Annotated in this window: 23 protein-coding genes and 1 pseudogene; 11 read left to right on the top strand and 13 right to left on the bottom strand. The window is 50.5% G+C overall.

Annotated elements, in window-relative coordinates; all coding sequences use genetic code 11:
- Nucleotides 1–26 precede the first annotated feature (26 nt).
- From AC2D8L_RS06515 to guaA, 4 genes are all read left to right on the top strand, one after another.
- A complete protein-coding gene (locus tag AC2D8L_RS06515) occupies nucleotides 27–578 on the top strand; it encodes a helix-turn-helix domain-containing protein (RefSeq protein WP_484684627.1) in 552 nt (183 codons plus the stop codon).
- Nucleotides 579–597: 19 nt separating this feature from the next.
- Nucleotides 598–1,116, top strand: coding sequence for a GNAT family N-acetyltransferase (locus AC2D8L_RS06510; protein ID WP_484684626.1), 519 nt, complete (start codon nucleotides 598–600; stop codon nucleotides 1,114–1,116).
- The gene (locus AC2D8L_RS06505) at nucleotides 1,113–1,565 is read left to right on the top strand and encodes a DMT family transporter (protein ID WP_484684625.1); all 453 of its coding nucleotides are present in this window, start codon (nucleotides 1,113–1,115) and stop codon (nucleotides 1,563–1,565) included. The genes AC2D8L_RS06510 and AC2D8L_RS06505 overlap by 4 nt, the downstream gene beginning before the upstream one ends.
- Nucleotides 1,566–1,653: 88 nt before the next feature.
- A complete protein-coding gene (gene guaA / locus AC2D8L_RS06500; RefSeq protein WP_484684624.1) occupies nucleotides 1,654–3,213 on the top strand; it encodes a glutamine-hydrolyzing GMP synthase in 1,560 nt (519 codons plus the stop codon).
- 345 nt (nucleotides 3,214–3,558) lie between these two features.
- Here guaA and AC2D8L_RS06495 read toward each other — a convergent pair whose 3' ends face one another.
- On the bottom strand, nucleotides 3,559–4,317 hold the full coding sequence (locus AC2D8L_RS06495) for a hypothetical protein (RefSeq protein WP_484684623.1): 759 nt from the start codon (nucleotides 4,315–4,317) through the stop codon (nucleotides 3,559–3,561).
- A gap of 235 nt (nucleotides 4,318–4,552) precedes the next feature.
- Between AC2D8L_RS06495 and AC2D8L_RS06490 the strand changes: the two genes are divergently transcribed.
- Nucleotides 4,553–4,987: an SRPBCC family protein gene (locus AC2D8L_RS06490; RefSeq protein WP_484684622.1), complete on the top strand. Its 435-nt coding sequence runs from the start codon at nucleotides 4,553–4,555 to the stop codon at nucleotides 4,985–4,987.
- Between the two features lie 36 nt (nucleotides 4,988–5,023).
- A complete protein-coding gene (locus AC2D8L_RS06485) occupies nucleotides 5,024–5,593 on the top strand; it encodes an NnrU family protein (protein WP_484684621.1) in 570 nt (189 codons plus the stop codon).
- 9 nt (nucleotides 5,594–5,602) lie between these two features.
- Here the strand turns inward: AC2D8L_RS06485 and AC2D8L_RS06480 are convergent, their stop codons facing one another.
- Complete coding sequence (locus AC2D8L_RS06480; RefSeq protein ID WP_484684620.1) at nucleotides 5,603–5,950, bottom strand: TraR/DksA family transcriptional regulator; 348 nt, start codon at nucleotides 5,948–5,950, stop codon at nucleotides 5,603–5,605.
- Between the two features lie 149 nt (nucleotides 5,951–6,099).
- On the opposite strand from AC2D8L_RS06480, the gene AC2D8L_RS06475 reads away from it, so the two are divergent.
- Together AC2D8L_RS06475 and der are read left to right on the top strand one after the other, a co-directional pair.
- Nucleotides 6,100–6,786, top strand: coding sequence for a tetratricopeptide repeat protein (locus tag AC2D8L_RS06475; protein ID WP_484684619.1), 687 nt, complete (start codon nucleotides 6,100–6,102; stop codon nucleotides 6,784–6,786).
- A 27-nt stretch (nucleotides 6,787–6,813) separates the two neighbouring features.
- A complete protein-coding gene (gene der, locus AC2D8L_RS06470; RefSeq protein WP_484684618.1) occupies nucleotides 6,814–8,280 on the top strand; it encodes a ribosome biogenesis GTPase Der in 1,467 nt (488 codons plus the stop codon).
- Between the two features lie 67 nt (nucleotides 8,281–8,347).
- On the opposite strand, the gene AC2D8L_RS06465 is transcribed toward der, so the two are convergent.
- Complete coding sequence (locus AC2D8L_RS06465; protein ID WP_484684617.1) at nucleotides 8,348–10,006, bottom strand: alpha/beta hydrolase; 1,659 nt, start codon at nucleotides 10,004–10,006, stop codon at nucleotides 8,348–8,350.
- A gap of 351 nt (nucleotides 10,007–10,357) precedes the next feature.
- Here AC2D8L_RS06465 and AC2D8L_RS06460 point away from each other — a divergent pair, with 351 nt between their 5' ends.
- Nucleotides 10,358–10,561, top strand: a complete 204-nt coding sequence (locus AC2D8L_RS06460) for a hypothetical protein (RefSeq protein WP_484684616.1) — start codon at nucleotides 10,358–10,360, stop codon at nucleotides 10,559–10,561.
- Between the two features lie 176 nt (nucleotides 10,562–10,737).
- On the opposite strand, the gene AC2D8L_RS06455 is transcribed toward AC2D8L_RS06460, so the two are convergent.
- A complete protein-coding gene (locus AC2D8L_RS06455) occupies nucleotides 10,738–11,337 on the bottom strand; it encodes a LysE family translocator (RefSeq protein ID WP_484684615.1) in 600 nt (199 codons plus the stop codon).
- A gap of 176 nt (nucleotides 11,338–11,513) precedes the next feature.
- On the opposite strand from AC2D8L_RS06455, the gene AC2D8L_RS06450 reads away from it, so the two are divergent.
- Nucleotides 11,514–12,131, top strand: coding sequence for a LysE family translocator (locus AC2D8L_RS06450; RefSeq protein WP_484684614.1), 618 nt, complete (start codon nucleotides 11,514–11,516; stop codon nucleotides 12,129–12,131).
- Between the two features lie 2 nt (nucleotides 12,132–12,133).
- Entirely contained in the window at nucleotides 12,134–12,898 is a 765-nt protein-coding gene (locus AC2D8L_RS06445) for a 2-phosphosulfolactate phosphatase (protein ID WP_484684613.1), read from the top strand.
- Nucleotides 12,899–12,928: 30 nt separating this feature from the next.
- Here AC2D8L_RS06445 and AC2D8L_RS06440 read toward each other — a convergent pair whose 3' ends face one another.
- The 9 genes and pseudogenes from AC2D8L_RS06440 to rpsF form a co-directional block, all read right to left on the bottom strand.
- Nucleotides 12,929–13,663 carry an SDR family NAD(P)-dependent oxidoreductase gene (locus AC2D8L_RS06440; RefSeq protein ID WP_484684612.1) on the bottom strand — a complete coding sequence of 245 codons (735 nt, stop codon included), beginning with the start codon at nucleotides 13,661–13,663 and terminating at the stop codon, nucleotides 12,929–12,931.
- 5 nt (nucleotides 13,664–13,668) lie between these two features.
- On the bottom strand, nucleotides 13,669–15,183 hold the full coding sequence (purF, locus tag AC2D8L_RS06435; protein WP_484684611.1) for an amidophosphoribosyltransferase: 1,515 nt from the start codon (nucleotides 15,181–15,183) through the stop codon (nucleotides 13,669–13,671).
- 107 nt (nucleotides 15,184–15,290) lie between these two features.
- Nucleotides 15,291–15,875 carry a CvpA family protein gene (locus tag AC2D8L_RS06430; protein WP_484684610.1) on the bottom strand — a complete coding sequence of 195 codons (585 nt, stop codon included), beginning with the start codon at nucleotides 15,873–15,875 and terminating at the stop codon, nucleotides 15,291–15,293.
- Between the two features lie 79 nt (nucleotides 15,876–15,954).
- Nucleotides 15,955–17,346, bottom strand: coding sequence for a DNA repair protein RadA (radA, locus tag AC2D8L_RS06425; protein ID WP_484684609.1), 1,392 nt, complete (start codon nucleotides 17,344–17,346; stop codon nucleotides 15,955–15,957).
- 3 nt (nucleotides 17,347–17,349) lie between these two features.
- Nucleotides 17,350–18,474 carry an alanine racemase gene (gene alr / locus AC2D8L_RS06420; RefSeq protein ID WP_484684608.1) on the bottom strand — a complete coding sequence of 375 codons (1,125 nt, stop codon included), beginning with the start codon at nucleotides 18,472–18,474 and terminating at the stop codon, nucleotides 17,350–17,352.
- The gene (locus tag AC2D8L_RS06415; protein ID WP_484684607.1) at nucleotides 18,474–19,952 is read right to left on the bottom strand and encodes a replicative DNA helicase; all 1,479 of its coding nucleotides are present in this window, start codon (nucleotides 19,950–19,952) and stop codon (nucleotides 18,474–18,476) included. Before AC2D8L_RS06415 ends, alr begins: the two co-directional genes overlap by 1 nt.
- Before the next feature lie 203 nt (nucleotides 19,953–20,155).
- Nucleotides 20,156–20,764 carry a 50S ribosomal protein L9 gene (gene rplI / locus AC2D8L_RS06410; protein WP_484684606.1) on the bottom strand — a complete coding sequence of 203 codons (609 nt, stop codon included), beginning with the start codon at nucleotides 20,762–20,764 and terminating at the stop codon, nucleotides 20,156–20,158.
- Between the two features lie 77 nt (nucleotides 20,765–20,841).
- A complete protein-coding gene (gene rpsR, locus AC2D8L_RS06405; RefSeq protein ID WP_484684605.1) occupies nucleotides 20,842–21,096 on the bottom strand; it encodes a 30S ribosomal protein S18 in 255 nt (84 codons plus the stop codon).
- 21 nt (nucleotides 21,097–21,117) lie between these two features.
- Nucleotides 21,118–21,468 (bottom strand): annotated as a pseudogene (rpsF, locus tag AC2D8L_RS06400) (30S ribosomal protein S6); the annotation flags it as partial.
- Nucleotides 21,469–21,540: the final 72 nt, after the last annotated feature.

Below are 21,540 nucleotides of genomic sequence, written 5' to 3'. Positions count from 1 at the left end.
GAATAATTCTCTAAGTGAGGTATAGGGTGGCAGATCTACCAGGACGCTTGGCAGCTCGCCTTAAAATGTTGCGAAATGAGCAGGGGTTGTCGCTGGATCAGTTGGCAACGCAAAGCGGCGTCAGCCGTGCAACATTGTCTCGGCTCGAAAAGTCTGAAGTCAGCCCAACCGCCCAGGTGCTGGGCAAATTGTGCGCTGTCTACAAACTGCCCATGTCCAGACTGTTGGCGATGGTGGAGGAGGAGTTTGAACCGTTTCTTGCGCCCGCAGATCAACAAGTTTGGCGAGATGAGGTGAATGGATTTACCCGTACAAGTGTTTCACCACCAGCGACGGGCTTAAGCGCGGAACTCTTGCGATGTGAACTGGAGCCCGGCAAGCGAATTTCATACGACAAACCGGCACTCAGTGGTCTTGAACATCACCTTTATCTGCTGGATGGGGAGCTTGAACTCGAAGTGAATGGCACAACCTATCAACTGAAATCAGGGGACTGCTTGCGATATCAGCTTTTCGAAGCCTCTCGGTTTTCAACTCCAGCGCATTCGGGTGCGTCCTACATGCTTGTTTTGGTTTGATGATGCGGGAGTTCAAAAAATGATAAAGCAAATCAGCGCCACGCAGCTCGACGAACATCTCGATCAATTGGCTGACATGTTGTGCCAAACCGTCGCCCGAGACGGGGCAGTTGGGTTCGTCGCGCCCCTTAGTGAAGACGAGGCGGCTGCATTTTGGCAAAACACGATAAGACCACAATTGGAAAATGGCGATCGGCTGATGTTCATCGCGGTTGAAGGCGCGCAATTGGCCGGCACCGGTCAACTGATTGTTGGTATGCCAAACAATCAGCCACATCGCGCAGAAATCTCCAAACTGATGGTTCACCCCAATTTCCGCCGCAAAGGATATGCAAAACAAATCATGCAGGCGCTTGAGCGGGCAGCAATTGAGCGAGAACGCAGTCTGATTACCCTGGATACACGAACAGGCGATGGCGCAGAGCCGCTTTACGCATCGCTTGGTTACAAAACAGCTGGCATCATCCCCCAATTTGCCAAGAACGCCGTGGGGGATGATTTTCACGCCACCACCTATATGTACAAGTTACTCAAATGAGCGTTGCGAACTTTTGGTTGATATTTGCTTCATTCATCGGCGGAGCCCTCATCGCAGCGCAAGGGCCAATTTATGCGCGCATGTCTGTTGCGTTCGACAGCTCAATTGCCGCCGCTCTTGTTGCATTTATTATTGCAACCGTAGCGATAGGCATCATAGCGATTGCTTCAAAATCCAGTCTGCCAAATTGGTCTCAACTTAATTCGACACCCAAATGGGTGTGGTTTGGTGCGCTGGTTGGGGTCTACCAAGTGTTGGTTTCCATTTCCGCTGTCCCCAAGCTGGGTGTCGGCCCATTCATTTTGATCGTTGTGTTCGGCCAGATCATCGCCAGCCAGTTCTATGATCAATTTGCGTGGTTTGACTTGGAACAGCGCAACATGAGCATCAAGACTGTGGCAGGCGTCGCGCTTATGTCAGCCGGTTTGATGCTGGTTATGTGGCGATAGGACAAAAAATCTGGGCAACCATTAGATTCTGCGTTCGATCAGACCAATTGCGGTTGCACAATTGACTGTTTGGCGGTAAAGCGTCGCCATGACAGCAAAAGATCACCAAACCATCCTAATTGTAGACTTCGGTTCGCAAGTCACCCAGCTTATTGCCCGGCGCTTGCGCGAACTAAATGTCTATTGCGAAATTCATCCATTTTCGAGCGCGGCCACTGCGCTTAAAGACATGAACCCACGCGGAATCATCCTTTCCGGTGGACCAGCAAGTGTTTTGGATGAACACGCCCCGCATATCGATCAATCATTGCTCGATGCCGGACTGCCAATCTTGGGCATTTGCTACGGTCAACAAGCGCTTTGTGTGGCGCTAGATGGCAAGGTGGAAGCGGGGCTGGATGCTGAATATGGCCGTGCGACCCTAAACATCGAAAAACCATGCTCTTTGTTTGGTGACGAATGGGCCGTTGGCGGTGAACAGCAGGTTTGGATGAGCCACGGTGACCGTGTCACAAAAATTCCGACCGGGTTTGAAGTTGTCGCAACCTCAACTGGCGCGCCACTAGCCGTCATTGCCAATGAAGAACGCCAAATCTGGGCGGTTCAATTCCACCCAGAAGTGCACCACACGCCAAAAGGCGCCGAGCTTTATCGCAACTTTGTCATGAATGTTTGCGGTTGCACCGGCGACTGGACCATGGGCGCGTATCGAGAACAAGCTATCCAGCAAATCCGCGATCAAGTCGGCGATGAAAAAGTCATTTGCGGCCTATCTGGCGGCGTTGATTCTTCTGTTGCAGCGGTGCTTATTCACGAAGCCATTGGCGACCAACTGACCTGCATCTTTGTGGATCATGGATTGCTGCGCATGAATGAGGCGGAGGAGGTGGTGAACCTATTCCGTGATCACTACAATATTCCGCTTGTGCATGTTGATGCTGCGGACGAGTTTTTGGGAGAGCTAGACGGCAAGTCTGATCCCGAAGAGAAGCGCAAGATCATTGGCCGGCTGTTTATTGAAACCTTTGATAAAGAAGCGAAAAAAGTCGGAGGTGCTAAGTTCTTGGCCCAAGGTACATTGTACCCTGACGTGATCGAAAGCGTGTCCTTCACCGGCGGGCCGAGCGTAACCATCAAGTCGCACCACAATGTTGGTGGCCTGCCTGAAAAGATGGACCTAAAACTTGTCGAACCGCTTCGAGAATTGTTTAAAGACGAAGTGCGTGCCCTGGGTCGTGAACTTGGTTTGCCCGATAGTTTCGTCGGTCGCCATCCATTCCCTGGACCCGGCCTAGCAATCCGCTGCCCAGGTGGCGTGAATAAAGAAAAAGCAGACATTTTGCGCAAAGCAGACGCCATTTATCTCGACGAAATCCGTAAGTCCGGCCAGTACGACAAAATCTGGCAAGCGTTTGCTGTTTTGTTACCAGTTCAAACTGTTGGCGTGATGGGCGATGGCCGCACATATGAATCTGTGTGCGCTTTGCGTGCAGTGACGTCCGTTGATGGCATGACCGCTGATTTCTATCACTACGACATGGAATTCCTTGGCCGTACTGCCACGCGTATCATCAATGAGGTCAAAGGCATCAATCGGGTTGTTTATGACGTGACGTCAAAACCACCTGGGACCATTGAATGGGAGTGAGCAACGACCTTTAGGGCAAATTGGTCCAGTGGACCAATTTGAGTTGCGAACGCCCTGAGCCAGCGCAGCGCGGCGAAGGGCACGAAGGTTGAAGCGTGCTAAACTGCCCACCGCCAGCGCCGCGAGACGATCACGCAAGCAATACAACGAACAATTCAACCCATGGATTGGCAGTATTGGACGTTACGCGAAACCGTCCCAGCCGCTGAAGCTGGAACAGAATCACCATTTGTGTCGACCATTTGAGTGTCCGCTTTGCGGACAAAGTAAACGCTCGGACCCACATTCTCAATGTCTGCTTTTAGAAATAGGAGGAAGCCACTAGCAGTTGACCGATGACCTCGGTTATAGCGGTGGGGACCTTTGCCAAAGAGCTTCATATATCTCGACTTTCGCGGGCGCGATGCTCGGCTGAAGTGGAACTAGGTAAGTGGGTTTCTTTCCAGCATCTTTTATAGATCCACCAACTATCCAACAATCTGATCTATCCAAAATTACCAGCCGGTCATGGATCTCTTTGATTTTTCTTAGCTCTGGCGTCACACCAAATTGAGCACTGAAAGCTTTTGCGTGGCCCGCCACCTCACTTGAAAACCTCGAACACAGCAGACGAATCTTGCAACTACTTCCAAGTTCTCCCAGATATGTATCGAATGCGCCTCCGTCGAAGTAAGGGTCAACGATAAACACTTCGTTTTTTGCACCTAGAATAATTGCTTTGAGGTCACGCAAAAAGTCATATTGGTGCTGAGCCTCGTAGACCTGACCGATCTCCTCATGTCCATCCAACTCAAGCTCTAACTTGATTTCCTCGGCCGCCGCCAGCAATTGTTGGCGCATTTGCTCTCGTGTGAATTTCCAGTACTGTACACTAGTGTTTCTAGTAACTTGGAACGAAGTTTTATACCCCAACCCCATTCTCGCGAGGAGTGCGCCAACACGGGCGATCCATTGTTGGGGAGGTGACGCGGCATCTGCAATGTATTTGTCGCCAAAAATTGGAGCATTCTCAAATTCGTAGAGAAGTTTCATCAAGAGAATTTGACGTTCGGCAGGACCATCACCCACCAGTTTCTTTCTCAATCGTGCCAACTCATCATTCATTGTCTGTCGGGTTTGTTGCGCTTTGGGTTCAAAGCGGTCATTCCCGGCGAACAGGTGATTGTTGCACAAGTCAGAAACACCAACTCAGCCTAATCGTATTTTGCCGTTTTGCGCGCCGACGGAGGCAAAATTGTGTGACGTTTCTTTGGTAAATTGAAATTTAGACATCCAATATATATCAAAATTTGCAATCAATTTGCCCATAGCACTATCTTTGGGCGACAGGGGGAACAAGATGACTCAAATCTTCACCGTGCAAGAAACCATCAACGCACCCATCAGCGCGATTTGGGCGCATCTGACTGAGCCTGAAAAACTGGCTAAATGGATGCCTGCAATTGAAAATGTGCGTACAGCGAACGGCGAGCCGACAGCGCCAGAAAACCCGTTGCTTTATCGAGCTGGGGGCAAAGAAATGTTTTCCCCTGTGGTTGACTACGCTCCGCTCATGCTGATTGCCTATCGATCTACCCGCGGCAATTTCAGCGCCACCTATGTCTATGAGATCAATGCAGTGGACGAGGGGACTAGCATTTCGCTTGTTGCAAGTTGTGAGGCCAAAGGCATGATGATTTTGTTGAAGCCATTGTTGAAGATGGTGATCAAAAAAGCGGACAGCGTGCAACTTAAAATGCTTAAGGCGGTTGTGGAGGGTGCCAAGCCTGCCTAAATAGAAGACATGATTTAGGATTGGGAGGCAGACATCATGATCTGGCTAATATTAGGCATCATCATTTTTCTTGGCATTCACTCTGTGCGTATGGTTGCACCGGGTTGGCGCGACCAGCAATTGGAAACGCGCGGCGAAAATGGCTGGAAGGGCATTTATTCTCTTGTTTCCGCCGTTGGCCTTGGATTGATCATTTGGGGCTTCATGCAAGCCCGTCCGGACGCAGCGTTTTTCTACGAACCACCAGCCTTTATGCGTCACATTGCATATGCGTTGATCTGGATCGCCTTCATTGCATTGGCAGCTTCCAGCTTTCCAGCTGGCAAGATCAAGGCGATGCTCAAACATCCGATGATTACCGGCGTGAAAATTTGGGCTTTTGCTCATCTGTTGGTGAACGGCGACCTAGCTTCAATCATTTTGTTCGGCTCTTTCCTTGCTTGGACCGTTTGGAACCGCATTGCCGTCAAAAGACGTGGAGACCCAACACCAAGCGCAGGCCCAGTCATCAATGATGTAAAGTCTGTTGTCGCAGGTACGGTGTTTTATTTGATTTTCGCATTTTGGGCCCATGAATGGCTCATCGGCATTTCACCATTTATCTAAGCTTTTACACTAACGCTCGTTGGCGTTGGCACATTTCAGGCAAAACAAAGCGGCTGGATCGACGTTCAGCCGTTTTTCACTAATCTCATCACCACAATCTTCGCAAAATCCAAACTCGTCATTGGCAATTCGGGTTAGGGCTTGCTCTATGCGCATCAATTCAGCCCCTCGCTGACGTTCCTGTGCTTGTGCCATGGCCTGCGCCTGCATCGCGTCCATGCGCGATAAACGGCCAACCGATTGTTGATCCAACGCCACCGTATTGCGCGCATCCGCACTCAGCGCGTTTAAGCCGTCAAGCTCCACTTTGCGGTTTCGCAAAAGCAATTTGAATTTGTCGATTTGCTCGCTATTCATATCAGGATTGTGCGCCCCAATTACCTCTATTGCAAATTGATGTTCGTTCGCGCAGGAATGTGCGTAATTCTTCTAAACATAAATTGCATTTCTAGTTCGTCCGCACTAAGGTGCACGACCTGAAATCACTCTAAATATGAGCGCAGTAAATGTCAGATACCGATAATGTATTCCGCGAAGTTGATGAAGAGCTACGCAACGAACGTATGAACAAGCTTTGGCGCCAGTTCGGCCCATATGTGATCGGCGTTGCAGCTGTTATTATTTTGCTTGTTGCAGGTAACGAGGCATGGCGCTGGTGGCAAACATCAACGGCGAACCGCGGTGCGGATCAATTCACCGCCGCAATTCAAAGCGTTGAGGGCGGTGACATTGCTGCAGGCCAAACGGCTTTGACACAAGTTATCGAAACGGGTTCAGGGCAATATCCGGTCCTTGCAAAATTCCGCATGGCGGCACTTTTGGCTGAAGACGGCAAAACCGATGAAGCAATTGCTGCCTATGATGCTTTGACCACAACTTCATCTGATACGCGTCTGCGCGAATTGGCTTCGGTTTTTGCAGCCTATTTTCTTGTTGATACTGGTGACGCAGCTGCGGTGACCCAGCGCGTTGGCGAAATGCAAGTCGATAGCCACCCATTGCGCAACGCGGCGCGCGAGGCGATCGGCCTTGCTCATTATAAGGCTGGCAATTTTGTTGAAGCACGTTTGCTGTTTGACACGATTGCAGCTGATCCATTGACCCCACGTGATCTTGGGTTGCGTGTTTCCCTTTATCTTGGCCAACTAACGGCACAAGGTATCGGTTCAACAACCGAGGCAGCGTCGGAATAATCTGACGCGCTGATTGGAGCCCAATAAATGTCTGTTTCTGTTGCGATTGTTGGGCGTCCCAATGTCGGTAAATCCACGTTGTTTAATCGTCTGGTGGGCAAAAAACTCGCGCTGGTCGACGATACACCCGGCGTGACCCGCGATCGACGTGAAGGCGAGGGCCGCATTGGCGACCTAACATTTACGCTAATTGATACAGCTGGTTATGAAGACGCTGACGACGAGACGCTTGAAGGGCGTATGCGCCAGCAAACCGAGGCCGCTATTCAGACCGCTGACGTGATCTTGCTGATGATAGATGCGCGCGCTGGCGTGACACCGATGGACGAGCATTTCGCCAAATTGCTGCGCAAAGCCAATAAAAAGGTGACGCTGCTTGCCAATAAGGTTGAAGGCCGTGCTGCCGAAGCTGGTCTTTATGAGGCGTTTAAGCTTGGCTTTGGCGAGCCCGTCGCTTTGTCTGCAGAACATGGCCTAGGCCTTGCAGATCTATACAATATTGTGGCGACTGCCATTGAAGATGCCGCAGAAACGCTTGAAGCCGGCAAAGATGAGTTTGAGCAGGCCGTCGCCCAGCTCGACGAATCCATGATGCCAGAAGTCAATGTTGATTTGGAAGATGACGGCAAAGGCGTGGAAGACGGGCAGGGGACGTATGACCCCAACCGGTTCCTCAACGTGGCGATCATCGGTCGTCCAAATGCCGGTAAATCGACGCTCATCAACAAAATGGTTGGCGCTGAGCGTGTTCTAACAGGCCCCGAAGCCGGCATTACGCGCGATGCGATTATGGTGCCGTGGGAATGGCAAGGCCGCACAATCAATCTTGTGGATACAGCAGGCATTCGCAAGCGTGCAAAGGTGCAGGAAAAGTTGGAAAAACTTTCCGTTGCCGATGCACTGCGGTCAATCCAATTTGCTGAAATTGTTGTGCTGATGCTAGATGCAACGATCCCGTTTGAAAAACAAGATTTGCAACTTGCGGATTTGGTCGAACGTGAGGGACGTGCGCTTGTGATCGCGCTCAACAAATGGGACCTTGTTAAAAACAAACAGGAACACCTCAACCACCTCAAAGAATCCTGCGAACGGCTTTTGCCCCAACTTAAGGGCGTGCCGCTTATCACGCTATCGGGTTTGCGCGGCAAGAATATCGATCGGTTGATGGAGTCAGTTCTGAAGGTGGAAAAGACTTGGAATTCAAGGATTTCTACTGCCCGCTTAAACAAGTGGTTGACCACAATGACCGAGAGCCATCCACCCCCAGCGGTCTCTGGGCGTCGGTTGCGCTTCCGCTATATGACACAGGCCAAAACCCGGCCGCCGAGTTTCATCATCTTTTCATCAAGACCAGACGCTGTACCAAAATCCTATGAGCGTTATTTGAGCAATGGCTTGCGCGAGGCATTTAACCTTGCAGGCGTGCCAATCCGCATGTGGCTTCGTGGTGGCGATAATCCATACCACGACAAGGAAAAAGCCAAACGCTGGTAGGTTGATGAGGACGCCGATTCCGCCAACGGCTTGACCGCATATTTTCTTGCTTAGTAAAGTTTCGTATTCAGCGCTCAAACAACTGCTTTAATCGTTCAATTTTTTCTGTATCCCAGCCAGTCGGGTCGGTAACTTCAAGCCAACTGTCGATATAGCTTGAGGCTGCATAAACGTGGCTATATCCTGGAAGAACCCGACCTGACATCGGAATGTCGAATGCTGTTTGCAAGAATGTGACTATCGGAAACCACTGAAACTCGCCTGAAATATCCGGCGCGCGTTCACCTACAAGCCATTTCGGCTTTTCAAATAATAGATCAGTTGAGAAAAATACCATGGGATCGCTAGCATGTTGGAGATATACAAATCTGACACTGCCCCATTCCGCCCCTTCTATGTGCAAAGAATTTTGGCGACCGGTAAAGCGAACCAGTGAGCCATCTCGAAATCGTGGCAGCCAATAAGGGGATTCTTCATTCCTATTTTGAGTTAAGATTGGCCAAATCGTGCTGGCAAAAGGCGGCCCAGCAAAAAGTCCGCCTTGAATAGGGTCATCGAGCAACGCGAACGGATCTGCCGATGTTTCAGCACCAAGAGCGCCAAGACTCATGCCGTACAGATAGATTTTGGGCCGGCTGCCTTTGGGCAAAGTCACCCAATGACCATAAATTGCGTCAAATAGACTTTTTGCCGCGCGACGTGAACGTGTTGGATCAACGATGATTGTAAGCCAGCTTGGCAAATATGAGTATTGCATGGTTACAATTGCTGTATCGCCATTGTGTAGATATTCGAGAGGGTCAACGGCCTTGGGGTCGTGCCAACCGCTACCTGTGGGCGTTGCAATGACCAAAATGGAGCGCTCAAACCCACCTGTGCGCTTTAACTCGGCGAGGGCTAACTCCGCACGATCCATGTCAGTCTTGGCCGAACGCAAGCCCACATATATTCGCAATGGGTCAAGTGCTGGTCGGTTCGAAAAATCTTCCAACTCTGCCCTGCTGGGCCCATTCGCAATGAAATCTTTCCCCTTCTTTCCAACCGTCTCCCATTTGATCAACGACGCAGCGCTGCCAGAAGAAAGTGGATTGTTTGGTTGGTTTATGCCCTGTGCCGTCAGGCGATCAGCTTGAAGATACAAGTTGTCCATAAACGTCAAAACGTTTTTCACTAAAAGTCCGTCAACAAGAGATGTAAGGAACAATAGGACCACTACAATCCCAAGAACATTTGATATTCGCCTTGGAATAAATCGGCCAAGTTTATTTGAAACCCAACCAAATAGTTCGGTGATCCAATGCAAAATCGCCAACAGGGTAATCGCCAACGCAAGAGCAATAAATGCCACAAGCACTGGTCGCGCGCTATTGACCGGCGTCATTTCCATCAAAACCCTAATGGAGTTCTGCCAACCAGTTGAGAGCCACAAAAAGTAAATCGAGATGCACAAACAGGAAATGGCAACGATCCACTTTGCGACCTGCATGAATATGCCGGTTAACTCACCCAGCTCAAGATAACGCCAAACCCAGAACATGAATTTTCCAAGTCCGTAGCCGCAAACAAAGGCAACGCCTCCCAACAGACCCTGCATGAGATGGTCCCTGGGCAAGAGTGAAGGGGTCAATGAAGCGGCAAAGAACAGCGTTCCGAACACCAATCCAACATATGAAAATGATGAAATGTATCTTGATATCTTTTCTTGAAGTGCAATCCAGCCAGACATTTGCTCCACCATTCAACAAGTTTGTCATAGAAGCTTCGCAGCAATTCCAATGCTGATCAATCCCAACCTAATTCCAACTTCGGTATTTGAAATTCCCCATCACAAAAATTCATGACCGCAAGATTGACGGTCAAAACACGTGAGCATAAATTTGTCCTCCATCATTTTCGAATTTATCAAGCAACCAACAAGAGGGCATCACGACACTCGCAGCTCTGGCGACATTTTGTATCGCGTTGGCCATTATGGTGGCTATTCCCGACCCCGGTGCCATGGCACTGATGGGCCCCGCATTTGGGGCGGGCTAAAGCGGCCATTCCATCTCACAAATGAGTTGCACAGAACTGGTGTATGAAATCGGCGAGATACTCGCAGATCAAGGAAGATGCTGACGCAGATAGTATTATCGGCACGGTTGGCGCTTTGATCTCAGATGACAAGAACGACCAAATTACCCATAGCGTTGAAGGAATTGTCGGAGACATCGCCAGCGCTTCGGCCGGTAGTGAATTGGAAAAGTTGAAAACCTCATTCAACCAGAGGGGATGTCACTAGTCGGAAGCGGCAACAATTTAGGCCAACAAACTAATCCTAGTCTTTCACAGGTTTTCGCATTTGCCGGCAAGCCGTGAGGGGCTTTTGATTTTCGTGTGCGCCGGTGAGTGAAACAATCTTTGCATTTGGTATTTGCCGACACCATTACGCATTTGATTATTTTACGATCTTAATGGTTAAACGCGCTGCGCAAACATAGCAGCCAAACCGCTACCAAGCAGACCAAAAGCTGATCCAAACTTAAGCGTTTTTTGCCCCTTTTCACTTTCAAAAAGCAATTTCGTGCGCGCGGCCAAAGCCGCAATAATCGCGAACATCACAAATACCATCGTTAGGAACAGTGGACCGAGGAACGCCAATTGCGGCCAAAACGCCTGTGTTGGTTCAATAAATTGCGGGAAGAACGCCACGAAGAAGCCAATGGCTTTTGGGTTGAGCATGGTTGTCGCCCAGCCTTGCACATAAGGACCGGCCGTTGACTTTGCGTCAGAGAAGTCAACTTTGTGGTCAGCCCGCAATTGCTTTATGCCGAGATAAATCAAATAGGCGATCCCCGCCCATTTCACGACGTTAAATAACAGCACAGAACTTTGCATCAGTGCCCCTAGGCCAAGTAGGCTCGCGCTGATCAATATCGCATCTGCGGTGATCACCCCTAAACTATATTTCATGCCAGCGGTGGCGCCTTGGCGTAAACTCACAACCAACAAAACGATGATTGAAGGCCCCGGCGAGAGGGTAATGACGATCGTAGCAACAATGAATCCCAGTAGCATATTCTGCACTCCAACATTGACCTGCATGCTCGCACAATCAAAACGGGAACAAAAATCAGTATTTGAAATACCCCATCACAAAAATTCATGACGACGAGATTGACGATCAAAACATGTGAGCATAGATTTGCATTTCATCATTCTCGAATTTCTCAAGCAACCATCAAGAGGGCTTCATGACAATCGCAGCTTTGGCGACATATTGCATTGCGTTGGCAATCGCTGTCGGCATTCCGGGTCCCGGCGTAATGGCTCTAATCGGTACGGCACTTGGCGGTGGTCTTAAACGGGCTGTCCCGATGATTGCGGGCATTGCATTTGGTGATGTAACCTGGTTGGCGCTTGCGGTGCTGGGTTTAGCCGCAATCAGTGAAATTTATGCGGAAGCGTTTACAGTCATTCGTTATATGGGTGTTGCCTATCTTTTTTATTTAGCGTGGAAATTTTGGACAAACACCAGCGAACTTAAAGCTGAACAGGTCGACGACAAGCGCTCAGCCTTTTCGTCCATGCTGAACGGTTACCTCATCACCATGGGCAACCCAAAAGCCATGCTGTTCTATCTCGCGTTGCTGCCAGTACTTATTGATCTCAATACAATTGGCATTGTCGAGTTCGTAACAATCATTCCAGCGACTTATGTCGTTCTGTTCGTGGTTTTGATGCCTTATGCGTTGCTAGCGTCTGGCGCACGGGAATGGCTTAAGTCGTCTAGTGTCTATAAAGTCATGAACCGCACGGCTGCAGCCTTGATCGGCACCGCTGCGATTGTAATCGGCCTGCGGGCACATTAATCGTGCCCCAAATTCATGTTGAGTGGGGTGAGCGCGCCCTTGATCACAAAGCCGAAATTGCCATCATCGTTGATTGCTTGAGCTTTTCATCAGCACTCAGCGTTGCCTGTGCACGTGGCGCAAAGGTGTTTCCGTTTGGATTACGGGATGGCGCAAAACGCTTTGCTGAATTGATGGATTTAAGGATCGTCGGGAAACGTAAGGCGCAAGGCCTCTCCCTTTCGCCGCCTTCGCTTGATCAGCTTACTCCCCATGACAATATCGTACTGCCATCACCCAACGGATCCAACTTGACCTTGTTCGCCAAACAGCGCCACGTGTTTGGCGGCACTCTACGCAATGCTGAGGCCGTTGCACGTGCTGCGCAGTCCCAAGGCAAGGACGTGATCATTGTTGCGGCCGGTGAGCGTTGGCAATCGGATGGGTCGCTCCGTCCCGCATTTGAGGATTGGGTGGCCGCAGGCGCGATAGCATCCTATTTTCAAGCCGCTGAACTCTCTGCCGAAGCAAAGCTTGCTGCCGCCTCATTCAGCGCAATTGCAGAGGATATTGAGGGCGCGTTGTCCGCATGTATGTCTGGCCAAGAATTGATTGGCCATGATTATGCTGCCGATGTGGAATGGGCCGCGAAACTAAACGCGACTAACGCGGTGCCAGCATTGAAACGCTTGGACAAAACTTACGGCGAATTTGGCTTGAGCCCAACGGACGTACCAGCACCGTCAGTGCTTAAGCAAAAAATGTGCTATTATCAGGCAATTGCTTGAGCGCAAAATCCAAGCCAAGTCGCGACAAGTCTACAGCGGACGATACGCACCTGTTTGCACATCAAATACCTGACCGTTTTGCATGTTGCTCGGTGCAATCATATCAACGAGCGTCGGGGCAATCTCGCGCGGATGTGGCAGCGTATCTGGATTTTCACCTGGCACTGCTTTTGCGCGCATGCCGGTGCGTACAGCGCCGGGGTAAAACACATTGGCCTTCACTGAAGACTGTTCCATTTCGCCCGCATAGGACTTTGTCATGGCGTTCAGCGCAGCTTTAGTCGCAGCATAAAGTCCCCAAAACGGATTTGCACTTTCAGCAGCAGACGAAGACACAAATACAGCGCGACCAGCATCAGACTGGCGCAGCAACGGATCAAGCGAACGCAATAGCCGAAAATTGGCGGTGACATTCACATTGAAAACATTGTCGACTTCTTTTGGCGAGAGATGCGGAACAGGGCTGATGATGCCCAGCAGACCAGCATTGGCGATCAATCCGTCAAGTTTGCCCCAACGTTCAAAGATCGAACCACCCATTCTGTCGATGGCGTCGCCTTCAGCAATGTCCAATGGCACTAGCGTGCAAGAACCGCCAGCCGATTGAATATCGTCGTCCAGATCTTCTAATCCACCGCCAGTGCGGGCAACTGCAATAACATGGGCGCCGCGCTTGGCAGCCTCAATGGCGGTGAAATAGCCGATGCCGCGAGACGCGCCGGTGATCAGAACAACGCGGTCCTGAAGGTCTTGTGTGTCAGACATAGTAACTAGCCTGCCTCTCGGAGCATGGAATGTGGTTTGGGTTGCACTTCGCCTTCCGCTTCGCGGTCAACGAGCCGGGTAGGGTACTCGCCGGTGAAATAGTGATCCGTAAATTGCGGGTTCTGTGGGTCCCGCGGTGCGCCACCAACAGCATCATAGAGCCCATCAACAGAAAGGAAATGCAACGAGTCCGCGCCAATGAATGCACACATTTCAGCATGGTCTGTATATTGGTTGGCCAACAGCTTTTCAGGGTTTGGCGTATCAATGCCGTAATAATCTGGATGGGTAATTTTGGGGCTAGCCACAACCAAATGGACTTCACTTGCGCCAGCATCTCGCACCAACTGCACAATTTTCGTGGACGTTGTGCCGCGTACAACAGAATCATCAACCAAGATCACGCGCTTGCCATCAAGCTGCCCACGATTTGCTGAGTGCTTTAGCTTTACGCCGAAGGCGCGAATTTGCTGGCTTGGCTCAATAAAGGTACGTCCCACATAGTGATTGCGGATAATGCCCAATTCAAACGGAATGCCACTTTCTTGCGCATAGCCAATCGCCGCTGGTGTGCCGCCATCGGGCACAGGCACGACCACATCGCCAGACAATTGTGCTTCACGGGCCAAGTTGCGGCCCATATTTTTGCGCACATTGTAAACAGAGCGACCTGCAACAATTGAGTCGGGGCGGGCGAAATATACATATTCAAATAGGCAGACACGTTCAGGTTTTGGCGCGAACGGCTTGGATGAAGTGATTTTGACAGAACCGTCCGCTTGTTTCTCACAAACGATCACTTCGCCATTTTCAATGTCGCGAACAAATTTCGCGCCAATAATGTCCAAAGCACATGATTCTGACGCTAAAATCGGCGCGCCATCAAGTTCACCAAGCACCAGCGGGCGGATGCCAAATGGATCGCGAGCGCCCATCAGCTTGGTCCGTGTCATGGCGATCAGTGCGTAGCCGCCTTCCATCTGGGAAATAGCTTCGACGAAACGAGCCGCTGAACCTTTTTCTTTAGACTGTGCAATGAGGTGAAGCACCACTTCGCTGTCGGAAGTTGATTGGCAAATCGCGCCGTTGGCGATGATTTCTTTGCGCAACTTCAATGCATTGGTAAAATTGCCGTTGTGGGCCACCGCAATGCCGCCAACGCTTAGCTCAGCAAATAGGGGTTGAACATTGCGTAAGGCCACCTCGCCAGTTGTGGAATAACGGTTGTGGCCAATTGCGACGTCGCCGGGCAGTTTCTCAAGCATTTGCGGGTCGGTGTAATGGTCACCAACCAAGCCCATACGGCGTTCAGAATGGAAGCGGGTGCCATCATATGTCACGATGCCCGCTGCTTCTTGTCCACGATGTTGTAGGGCGTGAAGACCAAGCGCGGTTAGCGCCGCCGCGTCCTCGTGTTGGAGGATGCCGAATACACCGCACTCCTCATGTAACGTGTCGCTTTCAAGGTCAAAAACGTCGTCTGAACTGGCATTGCCAGCCGGGTGAGAGGAGTGCGCCACCGGTGTCCACCTATGTCATTTCATTGTCGTACAATGGTTGTTGGCTCAATTACGCCTCTGAGCGATGGGAGTCAACAACATGACAGGCTTTTGCAAACCTTTGACCATTAGGTCGAAGTTTCAGTCGGAAGCTCTTCTTCCAATGCGTCGGTGCCTTCGCCAATTGGCTCTGCAGGTGCTGTTGATGGGCCCCGCAGGGTCTCGCTGACCATGCCTTCAAGGTCTTCAGGAAGAACCGCAATCAAATCATCGCCCAATTGGGAAAGCATAGGAAGAGTCTTGCTGTCTTTGCCCCACTCCTCGACAACTGAGAAGAACAGCCATTGACCAAAAATTACGAATACGATTGCGATCAATACGCCGCGCAATCCGCCAAAAATGAACCCAAGTGAACGATCCAATGGACCAATTTTGCTGTCGACAACCAGATCGGCGATCCACATGGTCATCAGGTGAAGCACGATTAGCGCGACAATGAAGCTGACGACAACAGTCGCGATGTCCGCCACAAGCGGTTCTGCAACATATTGACGGGCTAAATCAGGATAATTGGCATACATCCACCAAGCGAAAATGGCGGAACCGCCCCAAGTCGCCAGCGACAGAACTTCGCGGGTTAGACCCCGCATGGTCGCCAACAAGGCTGAAATAAGGACGATCAAGCCAACGGCGATATCAAACGCGGTAATCATTTTAAGATTGTTCCCTCACGGATGCTCTGCATAGAATAATGCAAATCATTTAAACGCTATTGGCGCTGTTGCCAAGCGCTCACTCATTATCTTGGTTTATAGGCCGCTTGGCGCGGGCCGCAATTTGGGCCACCATATCGGCCAATTGCTTGTATCTTCGGGTCTCAATGGCTTCTTGCTTGTCTTTGCCTTCGGCCGTTACCGCAAGGCCAAACCCAAGCTTATTAGCCTCTTTCAGCCTTGTTTGGCTGTGGGAAACCGGGCGAACACCACCCGAAAGACTTACCTCACCAAAATACACGGCATCCGCCGGAAGGGGCGCATTTGTTAGAGATGATACAAGCGCCGCCGCAACGGCCAAATCGGCAGCCGGTTCAGAAATTTTCAGCCCACCAGCCACATTGAGATAAATATCGTTGGCCCCAATGCGCACGCCGCAATGGGTTTCAAGCACCGCTAACACCATGGATAGGCGGCTCGAATCCCACCCGACAACTGCTCGCCTTGGGGTGCCCAACGGTGAAGGGGACACAAGGGCTTGAATTTCAACAAGCACTGGGCGCGTGCCCTCCATCCCAGCAAACACGGCTGAGCCAGATGCTTCCTTGTCCCGTTGATCCAAAAACAGGGCGGACGGGTTGGCAACTTCGCGCAATCCTTCCGACGCCATTTCAAAAACGCCGATTTCGTCTGTGGCGCCGTATCGGTTTTTCACACCGCGCAAAATGCGGAAATTGTGGCTCGCGTCTCCTTCAAAATAAAGAACCGCATCCACCATATGTTCAACAACCCGAGGGCCGGCAATTTGCCCGTCTTTGGTGACATGGCCAACCAAAACAACTGCCGCACCTGATTTTTTGGCAAAACGGGTCATCGCTTGGGCGCTGGTGCGCACCTGGGTCACGGTGCCAGGTGAGCTGTCCACTCGCTCAGTCCATAGGGTTTGCACGGAATCAATGATCACAAGATCAGGCTTTCCCGCAGCCTCCAATGTGGCCAAAATTGTTTCCACATGGGTTTCGCTGGCCAGTTTTACTGGGGAATTGGCAACACCCAATCGTGCAGCGCGAAGGCGCACTTGGGCGATGGCTTCCTCACCAGAAATATAAACAACATTTAAGCCCTGATTGGCCAATGCCGCGGCTGCTTGCAACAGAATGGTTGATTTGCCGATGCCCGGCTCACCGCCGACCAAAATGGCAGAACCAACAACAAACCCACCACCGGTTACCCGGTCAAGCTCGGCGATATTGGTGCAAACGCGCTTGGCATCTTCGCTGGAGCCCGATAGGGGTACCAATTCAGTCGGCCGGCCCGAAGCGACCGCAGACTTTGGCCCGCTGCCGACACCCGAGTTGGTCTGTTCTTCAACAATTGTGTTCCACTCGCTGCAGCTTTCGCATCGACCAGACCATTTGCTGGTGACATTGCCACACGACTGGCAAACATATTGCGCACGTTGTTTTGCCATTAATTATTCCGTTTCGCCGCCCAAATAACCGCGGTGGTAGCGCCCCTGCAGCGACGTAAGAATTTCGTAGCCGATGGTGCCTGCAGCGTCTGCGAGATCATCTATGGACACATTGGCCCCCAAAACTTCAACCATTTCGCCGGGCACAGGGCCGTTTAAGCCAAAGCCGGTGACGTCAAGCGCAACCAAATCCATGGAAACTTTGCCCAAAACCGGAACCAACTGTCCTTTGATGGCCAATCGAGCACCCTGATGTCCGTTTGAACTGCTCAAAGAACGCAAAAATCCATCGGCATAGCCAACTGAGATGATGGCGATCCTGCTGTCCCGCTGCAAGGTATATTCTGCGCCATAGCCCACAGTTTCGCCGGTTTTCCCGTCACGAACCTGCAAAATAGGCACATCTAAATGGACGACCGGCGTAAGCGGGTTTTGACGACCTGTTATCGCCCGACCACCGTAAAGGGCAATGCCGGGCCGAGCCAATTGGAAATGGTTGGCTTTATTTGCCATCAATCCCGCCGAGTTGGCGAGTGAAGCTGGGGTATCCGGAAAATGCGCCATGATCGACTGAAACAAGGCGAGTTGTGTGCGGTTCTTCTCGTGATTTGGCTGATCCGCACAGCTCAGGTGGCTCATGATCACTTGCGGCTGATAACCAGATCGCTGCATTTGCTGGCGCACCCAATTGACATCGCTCATGCGAAAACCAAGACGGTTCATGCCTGTGTCAAAGTTCAATGCTGCCGGATAGGCTTCACCGCGCTCAACGCAAAAATTCAACCATTCATCCAACATTGCCATCGAATGCAAAATCGGCATCATCCGCTGGCTTGCATAAAGATCTGATGTACCGGGCCACAACCCACCGAGAACGAAAATATGCACGTTTGGCAATGCCTTACGCAATCGCAACCCTTCCTCCGGGTTGGCGACAAAGAAAAACTGTGCACCGGCTTTTGAAAGAGCATTGGCGACAGGCTCTAGGCCCAAGCCATAAGCATTTGCTTTCACTACAGCCCCGGTAAGGGTTCCTGGTGAAATCTTATCTAGCGCCGACCAGTTTCGACCGATCGCATCAAGATCGATCCGTAACTGTCCTGAGCTGATCATTGCGTGGTCTGTCATTAATCAAGTTGTTCCGGTAAGTAATCGTCACGTGCAAGATTACCGAAACGTGTAATATTTGCGTTAAAGTGTAGCTGAACAGTCCCGGTAGGTCCGTGACGCTGCTTAGAAATAATCACTTCCGCACGCCCTGCAACTTGTTCCATCTCTGCCTGCCAAGTGAAAAACTCAGGTGTGTTTTCCTTCGGCATCTTATTTTTCAAATAGTATTCTTCACGATAGATAAACAGCACCACGTCGGCATCTTGCTCGATTGAGCCCGATTCACGCAAGTCAGATAGTTGAGGACGTTTATCGTCTCGGCTTTCAACTTGTCGAGAAAGCTGGGAGAGGGCGATCACAGGCACTTCCAGCTCTTTAGCGATAGCTTTGAGCGTTGTGGTAATTTCAGTCAGTTCCTGCACCCGGTTGCCTGCATTCTTGTTCGAACCGGAAAGGAGCTGCAAATAATCGACGATCAAAAGGTCCAGCCCCTTCTGCCGTTTCAGGCGGCGTGCCCGTGCCGCCAATTGCGAGATCGCCAAACCACCGGTGTCATCGATATAGAGCGGCGCTTTAGCCATTTCCTGCGATGCTTCAACCAGTTTGGAAAATTGACTTTCGTGGATGCTACCGCGCCGAATATCAGACGAGGAAATCGCTGATTGCTCGGCCAAAATACGCGTCGCGAGCTGTTCGGCGGACATCTCGAGCGAGAAAAAACCAACCCGGCCGCCATTTTTGGCTTTGATCGTGCCATCGGGCAGCGTTTCGGGTTCAAATGCTTTGGCCACGTTAAAGGCAATGTTGGTCACAAGCGATGTTTTACCCATCGCAGGACGCGCCGCGAGAATGACAAGGTCAGAACGCTGCAATCCGCCCATCACCCGGTCCATATCGGTTAGGCCAGTTGAAAGTCCGGATAGCGAACCATCACGACGATAGGCTTCACCAGCCATATCAACCGCTTCACGAAGAGCTGAGTTAAAGTCGACAAATCCGCCTTCATACCGACCTTTTTCCGCCAATTCGAATAGGGCTTTTTCAGCTTCTTCGATCTGCTTGCTTGGCGGTGTTTCAACGTCGGACGTATAGGCTTCACTTGAAAGGTTGTCGCCCACTTCAATCAGTTTTCGTCGAATGGCCAGGTCATAAATTGTTTGACCATAATCCGACGCATTCAAAACGGTTGTGGCTTCCGATGCAAGTCGCGCCAAATATTGCGACATGGTGAAATCGGGCGTTAGTTCGTCCGGCAAAAATGTTTTCACCGTGATCGGCGTGGCTCGTTTTCCTGAACGGATGATTTTTGAACAAACTGTGTAGATGTCAGCGTGAACTTGTTCGTAAAAATGTTCGACCAACAAAAAGTCCGACACACGATCAAAGGCTTCATTATTGACCAAAATAGCGCCCAGCAGAGCCTGTTCGGCCTCCACATTATGTGGCGCAAGCCGATATTCTTCCTCAGTCGGATGTAACTGCTGAACCGCGTCCATTCTGGCCTCCAATCGGCTTCTACTCTTTACCATCAGCCGTGCACACTCAAGCAAAAGTGGCATTTACTTAAAACTCTACTCGATTCGAGCAAGCGGTGCTGTGATTAGTGGGGAAAAATTTTTAGGCTTGTCGCGATTGCGCGAATTTAGAACACAAAAAAGGCCGGGCGAACCCGACCTTTTCATCAAATTTGAAAATGAGCTTATTCAGCAGATTTTTCTTCTTCGTCTGACTGCTCTGCAGTTTCAGCTGATGCTTCTTCGTTACCAGCTTCGTCTTCAGTTGCTTCTTCAACAACTTCTTCTTCGACTTCGTCGTAAGAAACCACTGACAAATCTTCACCAGATGCTTGGCGCTCAGCTTCGTCAGCTGAACGAGCAACGTTCACAGTGATCGAAGAGTCAACTTCAGCATGCAATGTCAAAACAACATTGTGAAGGCCAACATTTTTGATCGGCAGACGTAGGTCAACCTGTGCTTTGGTCACTTGAATGTTTTCAGCAATCAACGCGTCAGAAATATCACGTGATGATACTGATCCGTATAGTACACCAGTTTCGCCAGCCTGACGAATGATGGTCACTTTACGGCCATTCACTGCTTCAGCAACAGCCATCGCACTATCGCGACGCTCAGCATTGCGCTGCTCAATTTGCTCACGCTCAGCTTCAAAACGCTTGCGGTTCGCATTGTTTGCGCGAAGGGCTTTACCTTGTGGCAACAAGAAGTTGCGGGCAAAGCCGTCTTTAACGTTTACTTCATCGCCGATTGTGCCAAGACGGCCAACGCGCTCAAGAAGGATTAGTTTCATTTTATTTCTCCAGTGCTGTCCCGCTTCAATGAAGCGGTTAGGGGCACATTTCGCCCCAACGCCCTATCGGGGGCGGATTAAGCTACGACGTATGGAATTAGACCAAGGAAGCGCGCGCGTTTGATAGCACGGGCCAATTCACGTTGTTTCTTTGCAGAAACAGCCGTGATACGGCTTGGAACAATTTTACCACGCTCTGAAACATAACGTCCCAACAAGCGAACATCTTTATAATCAATCTTTGGAGCGTTTGCGCCAGAGAAAGGACAAGTTTTGCGACGACGTTGGAACGGACGACGCGCTTGAGAAGTAGTTAGATCACGAATTGCCATCTTTAAATCTCCTTAGAAGCGACGTGGACCGCGACGATCGCTACGATCATCACGTTTTTGCATCATTGCAGAAGGATTTTCGTCATGCTCGTCAACACGAACAGTCATGAAACGCAAAATATCTTCATTGATGCGCATTTGGCGCTCCATCTCAGCAACTGCAGCAGCAGGCGCGTCGATATTCATCAATGTATAGTGTGCTTTGCGGTTCTTGCGGATACGGAATGTAAGGGACTTAAGACCCCAATATTCTGTTTTGCCGATTGTACCACCGTTTGAGGTGATCATTTCACTCAATGTCTTTGTCAGCTCTTCAACTTGTGAAGTCGAAACATCCTGACGAGCCATGTAAATATGCTCATAAAGGGGCATATTGAACGCCTTTTGTTAAGTTACAATTCTGTCCATTCGCCGGCGCAAAGCCAATTTGAAAACCTGAAAAAA

This window comes from Maritalea sp. YIW29, assembly GCF_057219265.1.
The sequence above is the reverse complement of the archived record's forward strand: the minus strand, read 5'-3'. Positions and strand labels throughout refer to the sequence as shown.